This is a genomic window from Kribbella swartbergensis (genome assembly GCF_054784135.1).
Genome location: NZ_BAAGPM010000014.1, coordinates 480745 through 494218 on the forward strand (window position 1 = coordinate 480745; position 13474 = coordinate 494218).

Sequence of the window (13474 nt, forward strand, 5' to 3'; positions counted from 1 at the left end):
TCCGGCACGATGACCATCATCTGTGCACAACGCCACGTCGGCCGAGCAGGAGGACCGCCAGGAGGGCGGCCAGGAAGGCGCAGGCGGCGGCGCCGGCGAAGATCGCGTGAACTTGTGAAACGGCGGCGTCCCGGAGCGCGTCGACGAACGGACGGCACGAAGCGGGTGCGGACGGGCACAGTTCGTTCGGGGACGGGATGTCGTCGACGATCGCGAAGTACCGGCGCAGCCCGATCGCGGTGAGCGCGGAGACGCCGACCAGCATGCCGACCATCCGCGCGACCACGACCAGTGCGCTGACCAGGCCGTGGCTGTCCGGGGGAGTGGCGCCGAGCATGGCCGTATTGACCGGTGACAACGCCAGCCCGAACCCGAACCCACACAGCAGCAGTACGACGCTCGCCGGCCAGTGATCGAGCGCGTCGCGGCCCCAGAAGGCCATCACCACGAACATCGCCCCGGCCAACGCGAGCCCGGCGCCGGTGATCAGCCCGAGTCCGTAGCGTCGGGTCAGCCAGCCGCCGACGACCGCACCGATCGGCAACGCGATCAGGAACCGCAGTAGCACCAACGCCGCCGCCAACTGACCACCGCCCTGGGTGGTCCGTGCGAACACGGGCACGTCGACCAGGGCTGCGATCAACGCGCAGCCGACGAGGAAGCTGACGACGAGCGATCCCCAGGCCGGCCGGGCCGCCAGCAACCCGCGTGGCACGATGGCCCGCGCCGTACCCCGTTGCCAGACGGCGAAGCCCACGGCGAACACCGCGGCGCCGGCCAGCAACCACGGTCCGGCCGGTGCCATCAACTCACGCTCGGGCTCGGCAGTCGCAAACGCGAGCACCACGCCGGCCAGAGCCAGCGCGAGCAGCACGGCCCCGACCAGGTCGACCTGCGCCAGCGTCGCCCGCAGCCGGGCGCCGTGAAGCAGAAGCACGACCCAGAGCAGCAGGAGTACGGCGGTGACGACGCCGATCGGCGTGAGCAGACGGGAATCGCCGGAGAAGGGCACGAAGGGGAGGCCGAGCGTGACGCCGGTCGCCAACCGTTCCGGTGCGGTGAGCGTGAGGCCGAGGGCCACGCAGGCGAGAATGCCGACCGCGGCCGAGAGCGGTGGTGGACGCAGGCCGCGCAGCAGTACCGCGAGCACGACCGCGACGACGAGGTTCAGCCAGAAGATGTACCGCCAGTCGGCCACCGCGAGAACGAGAGCACCCAGCAGCGGCCCGAGCACCGACCCGATTTCCTGCACCGCGCCGACGACCCCGAGCGGCAGCCCGCGCCGGTCAGCCGGCCACAGATCAGCCACCAGCGCGAGCGTGGCAGGAACCAGCCCGCCACCGCCGACGCCTTGCAGGAAGCGCCCGGTCACCACCAGGGACAGGTCGTACGCCCCGGCAGTGATCAGGGACCCGACGGCGAACAGCAGCAGCGCTCCGACCAGGACCGGCGTACGACCGACGACGTCGGCGATCCGGCCGATCAGCGGCAGTACGGCGATGTACCCGAGCAGGAACCCGGAGATGATCGGCGCCGCCCGCTGTAACTCGTCGGCGGACAGGCCGACCCCGGACATCATGTCCGGCAACGCCAGGACGACGACGTAGGTGTCGGCAGCCGCGAAGGCCACCGCGATCGAGGCGAGCGTCAGGCGGACCCTCGGGGTGCCGACGAGGGAGTCGGCGCTCACGGCCGGGTGATCTCGACCTGTTCGCCGTACCGGTCCAGGGTCACGTCGTAGCTGCTGGTGGCGCCGTCGTAGAACGGGCCGGTGATCGTTGCCGACACCAACTGCTTGGTGTCCTTGTCGATCTTGAAGGTGCTCGGGAAGTCCTGGTCGGCCGGCGCCTTGGGGAAGATGCCCTGCAGCGACTTGCCCTGGACCGCGCCGGTGACCTCGGTCAGCACCTTGGCGCCGTCCCGGGTCTCACCCCTGATCTTCGGGTCCTTCAGCGTCGGCAGCACCGAGGTGAGACCCTTCGACGGATCGAGCAGGACCGCCGGATCGGGCGCACCGATCGCCGCCAGCTGCGACGGCGGCAGCTCGCTGAACTTGGTCGTGAACGGCAGCTTCGCGAACACCTTGCTGCCGACCGCGACCACCTCGGCGTCGATCGGCGAGCCGGCCATGCGCACGGTGAGCTTGCCCTTGAACGCCGGCGCGTGCGTGGCCACCCCGTCGCCGCTGACCAGCGCCTGCGCGTTCTCCGGCAGGTCCCGCCCGGTCAGCACGATGTGCACGCTGGCGGCCTCGTCGATGGTCTTCTTGACCTCCGTCAGCAGCGCGACCGGATCGTCACCGGACCGGCCGTTGCCGCCGTCGGTGTCCTGCTTGTCGTCGCTGCAGCCTGCGAGCGTCAGCACCAGCACCGCGCCGAGCGCGAGCAGTCTCTTCATATGGTCAGCCTGCCATGTAACTGACGCTGTCCGGAGCACAGGCGGCAATCGGTTGCGCAACCGGTACGCCGGAACCGTCACGCCGCGGGTCGATCGGCGGCAGCTCCACCGGCGCACCGCTGCTGGCGCTCGCGCGGACCGGGGCCGCGCCGACGAATCCGAGCAGGAGTCCGTCCTCACCCTTGAGCAGCCGCTGGCACCGGACACCACCGGTGCCGCGGCCCTTGCCCGGGTATTCGCTGAACGGCGTCACCTTGACCGCGCCGACCTCGGTCCCCGGCAGCGCCGACGACGAGCCCGCGACGGTGACGACGTGCGCCTCCCGGCTGCTGTCGACGGCCCCGAAGAACACGACCTTCGCGCCGTTGCCGAGCCGGACGCCGGCCATACCGCCCGCGGTCCGGCCCTGTGGACGGACGGCGGACGCCGGGAAGTGCAGCAGTTGCGCGTCCGACGTGATGAAGCACAACTCCTCGTCGCCGGTGGCCAGCTCGATCGCCCCGACGACCTCGTCGCCGTCGTTGAGCCGGATGATCTCCCAGGCGTCGCGGTTGCTCAGGTGGTCGGGCACGACCCGCTTCACCACGCCACCCGCCGTACCCAGGGCGACACCGACCGAGTCGGGCTCCATCGTGGTCAGCGCGAGTGCCCGCTCACCGTGCTCCAGCGAGACGAACTCGGCCACCGGTGCACCGCCTTGCAGGTTCGGCGCGTTGGCGGTCGTCGGTACGGCGGGAAGGTCGAGCGACTCGAGCCGGATCAACCGGCCGGCACTGGTGATCAGGCCGTACTGACCGCGGGCCGTGCTCTTCACCGCGGACACGATCGCGTCGTGCTTGGCCCGGGTGTCGCCGGTGCCGAACGGCTCGACGCCGTTGGTCCGGGCGAGCAGGCCGGTCGAGCTCATCAGCACCCAGCAGGGGTCGTCGGAGACCTCGAGCGGCACGGCCGCGGTCTTGGTCGCCCCGGAGGACTCCAGCAGCACAGTCCGGCGCGGCGTGCCGTAGGTCTTGGCGACGTCGGCCAGCTCGTCGGACACCGTCTTCCGCAGCAGCTTCGGGTCCTCGATGATCGCGGTCAGGGCCTCGATGTCGCGCTCCAGCTCGCCCTTCTCGGTCTCCAGCTCGAGCTTGGAGTACTTCGTCAGGCGGCGCAGTGGCATGTCCAGGATGTAGTTGGCCTGTACCTCGGACAGGTCGTAGATCTCGATCAGCCGGGCCCGGGCCTCGGCGGAGTCCTCGCTGGTCCGGATGACCTGGATCACCTCGTCGATGTCCAGGATCGCGATCAGCAGGCCCTCGACGATGTGCAGCCGGTCCTGGGCCTTGGTCCGGCGGAACTCGCTGCGCCGGCGGACGACGTCGTACCGGTGGTCCAGGTAGACCTCGAGGAGCTCCTTCAGACCCAGCGTGCGCGGCTGTCCGTCGACCAGGCAGACCGCGTTGATCGAGAACGAGTCCTCCAGCGGGGTCAGCTTGTACAGCTGCTCCAGCAGGGCCTCCGGGACGAAGCCGTTCTTGACCTCGATCACCAGCTGGGTGCCGTTGGTCCGGTCGGTCAGGTCCTTGATGTCGGCGATGCCCTGCAGCTTCTTGGCCTGGACCAGGGTCTTGATCTTCTCGATCACCTTCTCCGGGCCGACCATGTAGGGCAGCTCGGTGACCACGATGCCCTTGCGCCGCGGGGTGACGTTCTCGATCCGGGCGGTGGCGCGCATCTTGAAGCTGCCGCGGCCGGTGGCGTAGGCGTCCTTGATGCCCTCCAGGCCGACGATCTTGCCGCCGGTCGGCAGGTCCGGGCCGGGCACGAACCGCATCAGGTCGTCCAGGTCCGCGTCCGGGGTCTTGATCAGGTGCCGCAGCGCCTGAACCACCTCGACCAGGTTGTGCGGCGCCATGTTGGTCGCCATCCCGACCGCGATCCCGGCCGCGCCGTTGACCAGCAGGTTCGGGAAGGCGGCCGGCAGCACCGACGGCTCTTCCTCCTGGCCGTCGTAGTTCGGCCGGAAGTCGACGACGTTCTCGTCCAGGCCCTGGGTCATCGCCAGCGCGGGCGGCGCCATCCGGCACTCGGTGTACCGCATCGCGGCCGGGCCGTCGTCGAGCGAGCCGAAGTTCCCGTGCCCGTCGATCAGCGGGACCCGCATGGACCACGGCTGCGCGGTCCGGACCAGGGCGTCGTAGATCGCGCCGTCGCCGTGCGGGTGGTACTTACCCATCACCTCACCGACGACGCGGGCCGACTTCACGTGGCCGCGGTCGGGGCGGATGTTGTTCTCCGCCATCGAGAACAGAATCCGCCGCTGGACCGGTTTCAGCCCGTCCCGCGCGTCCGGCAGCGCCCGGGAGTAGATCACCGAGTAGGCGTACTCCAGGAAGCTGGTGCGCATCTCGTCGGAGACGTCGACGTCGAGGATGCGCTCCTCGAAGTCCTCGGGCTCGGCGGTGGTGCTCGAACGGCGTGCCATACGGGTTTACTGCTCCTCGATTAACCGGTACGGCGCCGCGACGGTCCGGCGCCGTGCCCATTGTCCCTGGTGAACGGTGGTTTGCCCGGCCACGACCCGCCATCCTGCCGAGACAGTCGCCGCGACCGGTCCAGACCAGTTCACTGGCCGGTTGTCATTCCACCGCCGCGGACGGCTGCGACCGGCGCAGGATGTACGCCGTCGGGGCCAGAGCGGACCCTACCGCCAGGGTCAGACAGATTCCGGCGACACCCAGCAGGACAGCCCACGGCACCGTCACCGGTACGTCGGTCATCCCGGCCGTCATCGCGTGCCGGAGCAGGACCCCGACCGTGACCGTGATCGCCGTACCGAGGCTGAGCGCGACCGCCGCGACCAGGGACGACTCCCACAGCACCATCCGGCGGATCTGGGCCGGAGTGGCGCCGAGCAGCCGCGAGGTGATGAACTCGTGCCGCCGCTGCAGGCTGCCCATCAGCAGGCTGTTGGCGATCGCGATCGCGCTGTAGAGCGCGGCCGGCCCGAGCAGCAGGACCAGCCCGAGCCGGTTCCCGTCGCGGACGCCCTGCGCCTGTTCCGCCTTCCACTCGGCCGCCGGTACGGCGTTGTCGATCGTGCTGAGCAGGTCGACGCCGGGATCGGGCAGAACGAAGATCCGTTCGGGTTCGGCCTCCGGGGCGTGTCTGCGGGCGAGATCGATGGGCACCAGGAAGGACGGGTGCACGCCGAACGCGTCCGGAACGATCGCGACGATCCGCAGCTTGGCCGCGGTCTTGTCCAGGAACGTCACCGCGACCTCGTCGCCGACCCGGTAGTTCTCCAACCCGGCCACTTCCTTGCTCACGGCAACGGTATTGCCGGTGAGCCGGGTCAGGTCGCCGGACAGTGGCGTCAGCCGGCGGGTCCTGACCGCGACGGCCGGATCGATGCCCTCGGCATCCTCGAGTTCGGCGTAGTCGTGGGCGATCCGGACGAACTGAAGCGGCACTCCGGCGTCGGCAACGGCTACCCCGGGGACCGAGTCGAGGGTGGGCGTACCGGTCACCACGACGGGTGCGCGGACGGTGTCGCGGATGGTCGCCTCCGCGCCGTCGGCGGCGAAGCTGAGGCTGAGCACCATCGAGCCGGCGATCGCCGAGATGGCCAGGATCGGGGCGGCGAGTGAGGCGCTGCGGCGGGGGGCGGCGATCACGTTGCTGCGCGCGAGCAGACCGGAGACCCGGGTCCACGCGGTCAACGGCAGCGCCCAGAGCCGGCTGATCCACGGGACGACGAGTGGCGCGAGCAGCGTCAGCGCGATCACCAGCAGCATCGGCGTGAACATCGCCAGCGGGATCGCGCCCTCGCCGGTCGACGGCCGGATCAGCGTCAGCAGCGTGATCGATCCGGCCAGGAAGAGCATGCCGAAGACGATGCGCACCGGCCCGATCCGGGGTGGTTCCAGCGCCGCCTCGCGCAGCGCGTCGATCGGACCGACCCGCGCGGCGCGACGCGCCGCCGACCGGGCGCCGAGCATCGCCACCAGCAGCCCGACACCTACCGCGATCGCCAGTGGAACCCACGGGGAGGCCGGCTCGAGCTTGACCGGCGCCAACTCCGTGTACGACGCCTTGCTCAGCACCAGCGGAGTCGCCAACTGGGCGAGAACCGCTCCGGTGAGGGCGGCGGCGAGTGCGACGACGAAGGCTTCGCCGAGGACCATGCGCCGTACCTGGGCCGGCGTGGCGCCGATCAACCGGAGCAGGCCGAGCTCACGGCGGCGGGCCGCGACCGCGAAGGCGAAGGTGCTGGCGATGACGAAGATCGTGATGAACCCGGCGAGCGTGCCGACCATGCTGAGTACGGTCTGCAATCCGGAGACGTCGGCGTCCGTGAGCGGTACCCGGACCTGGGTCGGTGCGGTGTCGTGGCCGCCGAGCGTCGTCACGGTCATGCTGTCGGCGAGCGGTCCGCGGTAGGCGATCGTGGCCGCGGTCGCGGTGGCCGCGAGCCCGAGCAGGAAGACGCCGAGCGCCAGCGCGACGAACGAACCGGCGTACAGGGAACGGTGGCGGCTGACCGTTTGGCGGCTCAGGTGGAACAGCTGGGTCATTTCCTTCCCCACCCCGTCGCCCCGGCCGGGCCTCCAGCGAACTCATCGCGGCGGCGATCTGGGCCGGCGTACCGCGGTCGAGGTGGCCCGAGATCAGCCCGTCGGACAGGAACAGCACTCGATCGGCGTACGCCGCCGCGACCGGGTCGTGAGTGACCATGACGACCGTCTGGCCGGCCCGGTCGGTTGCTTCGCGCACCAAAGACAGCACCTGCCGGCTGGTCGCGCTGTCCAGCGCGCCGGTCGGTTCGTCGGCGAAGAAGACCGACGGCCGGGTGATCAGCGCCCGCGCGATCGCGACCCGCTGCTGTTGTCCACCGGACAGTTCCGCCGGCCGGTGCTTCGCCTTGCCCTGCAGTCCGACCTGCTCGAGGACCCGGTGTACGTCGTTCCGGTTCGGGCGGCGACCGGTCAGCCGGAGGGGGAGTGCGACGTTGTCGTAGACGGTGAGCGACGGCAGCAGGTTGTACGCCTGGAAGACGAAGCCCATCTCTGCCCGGCGCAGCTTGGTGAGTGCGACCTCGTTGAGCCCGCGAAGGTCCTTTCCGCCGAGGACGACGGTGCCGTTCGTGGGGTGGTCGAGCCCGGCCGCACACTGCAGCAGGGTGGACTTGCCGGAGCCGGACGGACCCATCACGGCGGTGAACGAGCCGCGCTGGAAGTGGTACGTGACGCCTCGCAGCGCGTCGACCGCGCCGGCCTTGGATCGGTAGGTCTTGGTGATGCCGTCCAGCAGCAGTGCCGGCGGTTCAGTGGGTGCGACGCTCGGGTACGTCGGCGCGGTAGCGGTCATGCAACCAGCACACCGGAATGCGCCGGTGCGCACCCTGGCCCACAGAAGAGACTCGGAGTAGCGCGCACGCTACCGTTCCGCAGGCCGCCCCCGACCTAGGGTGAGGTCGTGGAAAGACCTCTCACAACCTGGGGAGCGATGGCGTCGCCGCGTTACCTGGTGTCGTCCTGGCCGTGGCGCAGCTACGCGTACCTGTTCACCTCGGTGCCGGTCGGTGTGCTGTCGATCGCCGTACTCGTCGGCCTGGCCGCCGCCAGTGCGGTGCTGAGCCCGATCCTGATTGGGATCGTGTTGATCATGATGTTCCCGTTGATCGGCGTGGTGATCGGCCGGATCGAGCGGTGGCGGGCGGGTCTGGTGCTGATCGAGGGGATCAGCAGCCCGCACGCTGCCATGCCGGAGTCGTTGTCACTGCGGGAGAAGCTCAAGTTCCGGCGCCGGGAGCAGGCTTCACTGCGGGCGCTCGGGTACGGGTTCATGCTGGGGGTCTTCGTCTGGCCGCTCAGTGCCTTGGTGGCCGGGCTGAGCGCGACCGTCCTGGGCATCACCTTGGCCGCGCCGGTGATCGCCGACGGCGAAGAGATGGGCATGGGGCCATGGATCCTGGACAGCGCGCAGGAGGGGTTCATCTTCCTGCTCTGCTTCGGTCCGGTCTTCTACGTGGTCAGTTCCTATCTGGTCGGGGTCGTCGCCGGTGCGGAGGCAGCGCTGGCGAAGGCGATGCTGGGGCCGCGCCAGGTCGAACTCCAGAGGAACCTGGCAGACCTGCGCCGCTCCCGGCTGGACCTTGTCGACGCGTTCGAGACCGAGCGCGCGCGGATCGAGCGGCACCTGCACGACGGTGTCCAGCAGCGGCTGGTCGGCCTCACCATGACGCTCGGTCTGGCCGAGCTCGACCTGCCGGACGGCGAAGGCAAGCGGCTGGTCGTGAAGGCGCACAGCGAAGCGGAGGCGGCACTGGCCGATCTGCGGGAGGCGGTCCGCGGTATCCACCCGCGCGTTCTCGTCGACCACGGGCTGGAGGCCGCCGTACTCGAGGTGGCGGACCGGAGCCCGCTGCCGGTGCGGGTCGAGCTGACGCTGCCGTCGCGACTGCCGGCGCCGATCGAGGCGGCGGCGTACTTCGTCGTCAGTGAGGCGCTGGCGAACGTCGCCAAACACGCTCAGGCGACCAGTTGCGAGGTGATCGGCTGGGTCGAGCGGGACCGGTTGGTGATCACGATCACCGACGACGGCGTCGGCGGCGCCAGGACGGGAGCCGGGACGGGACTCACCGGGCTGGTGACCCGACTGGACGCGTTGGGAGGCACACTCGACATCGACAGCCCATCCGGTGGGCCGACTCGACTGAGGATGGAGTGCCCGTGCCGACTCGGCGACTGAGCATCGTGCTGGCCGAAGACTCGCTGTTGTTGCGGGAGGGCCTGGCCAGCATCCTGGACCGCGCCGGCCACGAGGTGCGAGACGCGGTCGGAGACGCCGACACGCTGCTGGCCGTCGTACGCAAGGAACCGCCGGATGTGGTGATCACCGACGTCCGGATGCCGCCCGGGCACAGTGACGAGGGCCTGCGGGCGGCGGCCGCGATCCGGGTCGAGCTGCCGTCGATCGGGATCCTGGTGCTGTCGCAGTACGTCGCCGACGCGTATCTCTCCTCGTTGCTGGAGACAACCACCGGTGGGATCGGGTACCTGCTGAAGGACCGGGTCGGGCACGTCGCGGAGTTTCTCGAGTCGCTCGACCGGGTGGCCGACGGCGGGACCGTGGTCGACCCCGAGGTGGTCCGGCAGCTGCTGGCGCGCCGGCGCAACGACGGTCCGCTGTCCGCGCTGACCCCGCGGGAGCTGGAGGTGCTGGCGCTGATGGCGGAGGGCAGGGTGAACGCCTCGATCGCGGAACAGTTGGTGGTGAGCGAGGCCGCCGTCCGCAAACACGTCGGCAACATCTTCGCGAAGCTGCGACTCGACGACGGTCTCGATCGCCGGGTGTCCGCCGTCCTCACGTACTTGCGGGGTTGAGCCGCGGGGGAGGATCGGGGCATGGACAGTGATAGCCGGGACATCCGGAAGATCCTCGCCGAGTGCCAGACGTGGGCCGTGGTCGGGTTGTCGAACAACACCAGCCGGGCGGCGTACGGCGTCGCGCGGTTCCTGCAGGGCCACGGCAAACGGATCGTGCCGGTGCACCCGTCGGCGGAGACCGTGCACGGCGAGCGGGGTTACGCGACGCTGGCCGAGATCCCGTTCCCGGTGGACTGCGTGGACGTGTTCGTGCGTTCGGAGCTGGCCGGCGACATCGCGGACCAGGCGGTGGGAATCAACGCCAAGGCGGTGTGGTTCCAGCTGGATGTAGTGGATCCGGACGCCTACACCCGGACGACGGCGGCGGGACTGACGATGGTGATGAACCGCTGCCCGGCGATCGAGTGGGGACGCCTGGGTCCGTCCTGACCACGACCCTGAAGGGGCCTGATGATCACGATCGACACGTCCACCGAGTTCGGCAAACGGATCGCGCGGCAGCTGGACGACGAGCGGGTGGTGTGGCTCACCACCGTCGGCAGGTCCGGAACCCCGGCGCCGAACCCGGTCTGGTTCCTCTGGTACGACGACCAGGTGCTGATCAGCAGCCAGCCGGACAAGCCCAAGCTGCGCAACATCGCCGCCAACCCGCGGGTCTCGGTGAATTTCAACGCCACCCACACCGGGGGCGACGTCGGCGTCATCAGCGGTACGGCGGTCATCGACGACAACCCGATCAGCGGTGAAGCGCTCGCGGCGTACAACAACAAGTACGGCGACGACATCGCCCACCTGGGCATGACGAACGAGCAGTTCCACGCCGACTACTCGGTGCTCATCCGCATCACCCCGGACAAGCTCCGCGGCTTCTGAACGAGTCCGATGCCCTCCCGGTCGCCATTGGGAGGGCATCGGTGCCGGTCAGTTCAGGTAGCCCTCGACGGTGTCGGCGGAGCGGGGCTCGGCGTCGTCGGGGTTCTGGCCGAACTCGCGCCTGGCGCGGCGCTGGCGCAGCAGGTCCCAGCACCGGTCGAGCTCGACCTCGAGGGCCTGCAGCCGGGCCTGCTCGTCCTCGTTCGCGATCTGGCCGGCGGCGTGCCTGGTGCGCAGGTCGTGCTCCTCGGCGACCAGTTCGTCGATCCGGCTGAAGATGGGTTTGTCATCGGTCATGAGGAAACCGTACGCCCGTCGGGAAGGGACGAGCGGGCGAGCAGTTCGGTGATGGTGAGGATCGCCAGGGCCTCGCTCGCGACCAGCCCGATCAGGACGACGAGCTGGAGTGCCGCTGCCTCGGTCGGCGACGCGCCGCCGAGCACCATCCCGACGAAGGCCCCGGGCAGCGAGACGAGCCCCACGGTCCGGGTCTGATCGAGGGCGGGCAGCAGCGCGTCCCCGGCGACCGGCCCGACCACGAGTTTGAACGCGTCGCGCGGCAGCAGCCCGATCGACAGTCCGGCCTCGAATTCGCCGTACCGGGTGCCGTACTCGTTGAGCACCCGGCGGCCGGCCAGCGTGGTGGCCGTCATCGTGCCGCCGACGATGATGCCGCCCATCGGCAGGATCGTGGCCGGGTTCCGCGGCACCACGCCGGGCAGGATGAGCAGCAGCAGAACGGCGAACGCCCCGGAGCCGATCGCGGTCGCGCAGTACAGCCACTGCCGCGGGATCACCGCGGTCTGGTGGATCCGGCGGGTGCTGGTGATCGTGGCGACGACGAACATCACCAGCACGAACGCGATCGCGCCCAGCGTGTGCCGGAGAGCGGCGCCGACGACGAGTCCGACCGCGGTCAGCTGCAGGACGGCACGCAGAGCGGCTGTGACGATGCCCTTGTCGTGCCGCAGCCCGGCGTACCGGGACGCACCGACCCCGATCGCGATCAGCAGCGGCAGGACGACGACCGCCGCGAGCCCCAGCCCGGTGTCGAAAGACATCCGCCCATTTCAGCACGCGGGTCCGCGGCCGCTGCGCCGTGACTCACCCTTCCGTGAAGTCGGCCTCGTCGTACGCGTGCTCACCGGGCCGGCCGCGGTTCACCTTGGTTGCCTCGTCCGTCCGGAGCTCGACCCGGCGGATCTTGCCCGAGATGGTCTTCGGCAGTTCGGCGAACTCGATCCGCCGGATCCGCTTGTACGGCGCGAGGTTCTGGCGGCAGAACCGCAGGATCTCCCCGGCCAGTTCCCGTGACGGCTCGTACCCGGCGGCCAGGACGACGTACGCCTTGGGAACCGCGAGCCGGACCGGGTCGGGCGACGGGACGACGGCCGCCTCGGCGACCGCGGGATGCTCGATCAGCACCGACTCCAGCTCGAACGGCGAGATGCGGTAGTCGCTGGCCTTGAACACGTCGTCGGAGCGGCCGACGTAGGTGATGTAGCCGTCCTCGTCGCGGCGCGCGACGTCACCGGTGTGGTAGTAGCCGCCGCGCATCGCCTCGGCGGTGAGCTCGCGGGCGTCGCGGTAGCCGCGCATCAGCGCCACCGGGGCGGGCGCCAGTTCGATGCAGATCTCGCCGTCGTCGCCGATCTCGTCGGTGGCCGGGTCGATCAGCGCGATCGTGTACCCGGGCAGCGGGCGGCCCATCGAACCGAGCTTCACCGGCTGGCCGGGCGGGTTGCCGATCTGCGCGGTCGTCTCGGTCTGGCCGTACCCGTCCCGGATGGTGATCCCCCAGGCGTTGCGGACCTGCTCGATCACCTCGGGGTTGAGCGGCTCACCGGCCGAGATGCACTCGCGGAGCTGCACCTTCACGGCGGCCAGGTCGGCCTGGATGAGCATCCGCCAGACCGTCGGCGGGGCGCAGAACGTCGTCACGCCGTACGTCTGCAGGACCTGCAGCATCTTCTCGGCGTCGAACCGGGTGTAGTTGTAGAGGAAGACGGTGGCACCCGCGTTCCACGGGGCGAAGACGTTGCTCCAGGAGTGTTTCGCCCAGCCGGGGGAGGAGACGTTGAGGTGGACGTCGCCCGGCTGCAGGCCGATCCAGTACATGGTCGACAGGTGGCCGACCGGGTAGCTGACCTGGGTGTGCTCGACCAGCTTCGGCTGGCTCGTCGTACCCGAGGTGAAGTAGAGCAGCAGGGAATCGTTGGCGGCGGTGTCCACCTCGGGCACCGGACCGTCGTACTGCGCGGAGTCGTCGTAGTGGAGCCAGTTGTCCACGGGCTCGCCGACGGCGACGCGGATGCAGTGGTCGACGATCCCGGCGTAGCGGCCGGTGTCCGCACTGCTGGTGACCACGACCCGGACGCCGCCGCGCTGGATCCGGTCGGCGAGGTCGGCGTCGGTGAGGAGCGTGGTGGCGGGGATCATCACCGCACCGGCCCGGATGCAGCCGAGCATGACCTCCCACAGCGGGACGGTGTTGCCGAGCACGATCAGGACCCGGTCGCCCGGTTGCAGGCCGGCCTGGGTGAGCCAGCCGGCCACCCGGCGGGCCCGCTCGGCCATCTCGGCGTACGTCCGGGAGTTGACCTCGCCGTCCTCCTCGACGATGGTCAGGGCCGCGACCTGGGGTTGCTCGACCGCCAGCGCGTCGAACCAGTCCCGCGCCCAGTTGAACCGGTCGAACACCGGCCAGCTGAAGTCCCGGTACGCCGTCTCGTAGTCCTCCCGGTGCGCGACCAGGAAGTCCCGGGCCGCCCGGAACTCCCGCGTGACGTCCTGCGTACTCCGCTCCGTAGCCATGCCCGCACATTACCCAG

11 protein-coding genes and 1 pseudogene are annotated in these 13474 nt (G+C 70.1%); 4 read left to right on the forward strand and 8 right to left on the reverse strand.

Features of this window, described 5'->3' with window-relative positions; genetic code table 11:
* Positions 1-16: 16 nt before the first annotated feature.
* The 5 genes and pseudogenes from ACYVOK_RS09220 to ACYVOK_RS09240 all read right to left on the reverse strand — a co-directional run.
* On the reverse strand, positions 17-1690 hold the full coding sequence (locus tag ACYVOK_RS09220; RefSeq protein WP_460661860.1) for an MFS transporter: 1674 nt from the start codon (positions 1688-1690) through the stop codon (positions 17-19).
* Entirely contained in the window at positions 1687-2397 is a 711-nt protein-coding gene (locus ACYVOK_RS09225; protein WP_460661861.1) for an LppX_LprAFG lipoprotein, read from the reverse strand. The genes ACYVOK_RS09220 and ACYVOK_RS09225 overlap by 4 nt, the downstream gene beginning before the upstream one ends.
* Before the next feature lie 4 nt (positions 2398-2401).
* Positions 2402-4864 carry a DNA gyrase/topoisomerase IV subunit A gene (locus ACYVOK_RS09230; RefSeq protein WP_460661862.1) on the reverse strand — a complete coding sequence of 821 codons (2463 nt, stop codon included), beginning with the start codon at positions 4862-4864 and terminating at the stop codon, positions 2402-2404.
* A gap of 154 nt (positions 4865-5018) precedes the next feature.
* Complete coding sequence (locus ACYVOK_RS09235) at positions 5019-6956, reverse strand: FtsX-like permease family protein (RefSeq protein ID WP_460661863.1); 1938 nt, start codon at positions 6954-6956, stop codon at positions 5019-5021.
* A 253-nt stretch (positions 6957-7209) separates the two neighbouring features.
* Positions 7210-7749, reverse strand: a pseudogene (locus tag ACYVOK_RS09240) (ABC transporter ATP-binding protein); the annotation flags it as partial.
* Positions 7750-7887: 138 nt separating this feature from the next.
* Between ACYVOK_RS09240 and ACYVOK_RS09245 the strand changes: the two are divergent.
* From ACYVOK_RS09245 to ACYVOK_RS09260, 4 genes are read left to right on the forward strand one after another with little or no spacing between them, the layout of a single operon-like run.
* Positions 7888-9132 (forward strand): sensor histidine kinase, encoded by a 1245-nt coding sequence (locus ACYVOK_RS09245; RefSeq protein WP_460661864.1) that lies wholly within the window; start codon positions 7888-7890, stop codon positions 9130-9132.
* Positions 9114-9767 (forward strand): LuxR C-terminal-related transcriptional regulator, encoded by a 654-nt coding sequence (locus ACYVOK_RS09250; RefSeq protein WP_460661865.1) that lies wholly within the window; start codon positions 9114-9116, stop codon positions 9765-9767. Before ACYVOK_RS09245 ends, ACYVOK_RS09250 begins: the two co-directional genes overlap by 19 nt.
* A gap of 21 nt (positions 9768-9788) precedes the next feature.
* Entirely contained in the window at positions 9789-10199 is a 411-nt protein-coding gene (locus ACYVOK_RS09255) for a CoA-binding protein (protein WP_460661866.1), read from the forward strand.
* Positions 10200-10220: 21 nt separating this feature from the next.
* Positions 10221-10643, forward strand: coding sequence for a TIGR03667 family PPOX class F420-dependent oxidoreductase (locus ACYVOK_RS09260; protein WP_460661867.1), 423 nt, complete (start codon positions 10221-10223; stop codon positions 10641-10643).
* Between the two features lie 48 nt (positions 10644-10691).
* Here ACYVOK_RS09260 and ACYVOK_RS09265 read toward each other — a convergent pair whose 3' ends face one another.
* The 3 genes from ACYVOK_RS09265 to ACYVOK_RS09275 are packed head-to-tail and all read right to left on the reverse strand — an operon-like array spanning position 10692 to position 13457.
* Entirely contained in the window at positions 10692-10940 is a 249-nt protein-coding gene (locus tag ACYVOK_RS09265) for a DUF2630 family protein (protein ID WP_460661868.1), read from the reverse strand.
* On the reverse strand, positions 10937-11704 hold the full coding sequence (locus ACYVOK_RS09270; RefSeq protein WP_460661869.1) for an ABC transporter permease: 768 nt from the start codon (positions 11702-11704) through the stop codon (positions 10937-10939). Before ACYVOK_RS09270 ends, ACYVOK_RS09265 begins: the two co-directional genes overlap by 4 nt.
* A 43-nt stretch (positions 11705-11747) precedes the next feature.
* On the reverse strand, positions 11748-13457 hold the full coding sequence (locus ACYVOK_RS09275) for an AMP-binding protein (protein ID WP_460661870.1): 1710 nt from the start codon (positions 13455-13457) through the stop codon (positions 11748-11750).
* Positions 13458-13474: the final 17 nt, after the last annotated feature.

Bases quoted from the DNA above. Each gene is read 5' to 3' on its own strand.
- ACYVOK_RS09260 (WP_460661867.1), top strand. From the start codon at position 10,221: ATGATCACGATCGACACGTCCACCGAGTTCGGCAAACGGATCGCGCGG.
- ACYVOK_RS09265 (WP_460661868.1), bottom strand. From the start codon at position 10,940: ATGACCGATGACAAACCCATCTTCAGCCGGATCGACGAACTGGTCGCC.
- ACYVOK_RS09245 (WP_460661864.1), top strand. From the start codon at position 7,888: ATGGCGTCGCCGCGTTACCTGGTGTCGTCCTGGCCGTGGCGCAGCTAC.
- ACYVOK_RS09235 (WP_460661863.1), bottom strand. From the start codon at position 6,956: ATGACCCAGCTGTTCCACCTGAGCCGCCAAACGGTCAGCCGCCACCGT.
- ACYVOK_RS09255 (WP_460661866.1), top strand. From the start codon at position 9,789: ATGGACAGTGATAGCCGGGACATCCGGAAGATCCTCGCCGAGTGCCAG.
- ACYVOK_RS09275 (WP_460661870.1), bottom strand. From the start codon at position 13,457: ATGGCTACGGAGCGGAGTACGCAGGACGTCACGCGGGAGTTCCGGGCG.
- ACYVOK_RS09230 (WP_460661862.1), bottom strand. From the start codon at position 4,864: ATGGCACGCCGTTCGAGCACCACCGCCGAGCCCGAGGACTTCGAGGAG.
- ACYVOK_RS09270 (WP_460661869.1), bottom strand. From the start codon at position 11,704: ATGTCTTTCGACACCGGGCTGGGGCTCGCGGCGGTCGTCGTCCTGCCG.
- ACYVOK_RS09225 (WP_460661861.1), bottom strand. From the start codon at position 2,397: ATGAAGAGACTGCTCGCGCTCGGCGCGGTGCTGGTGCTGACGCTCGCA.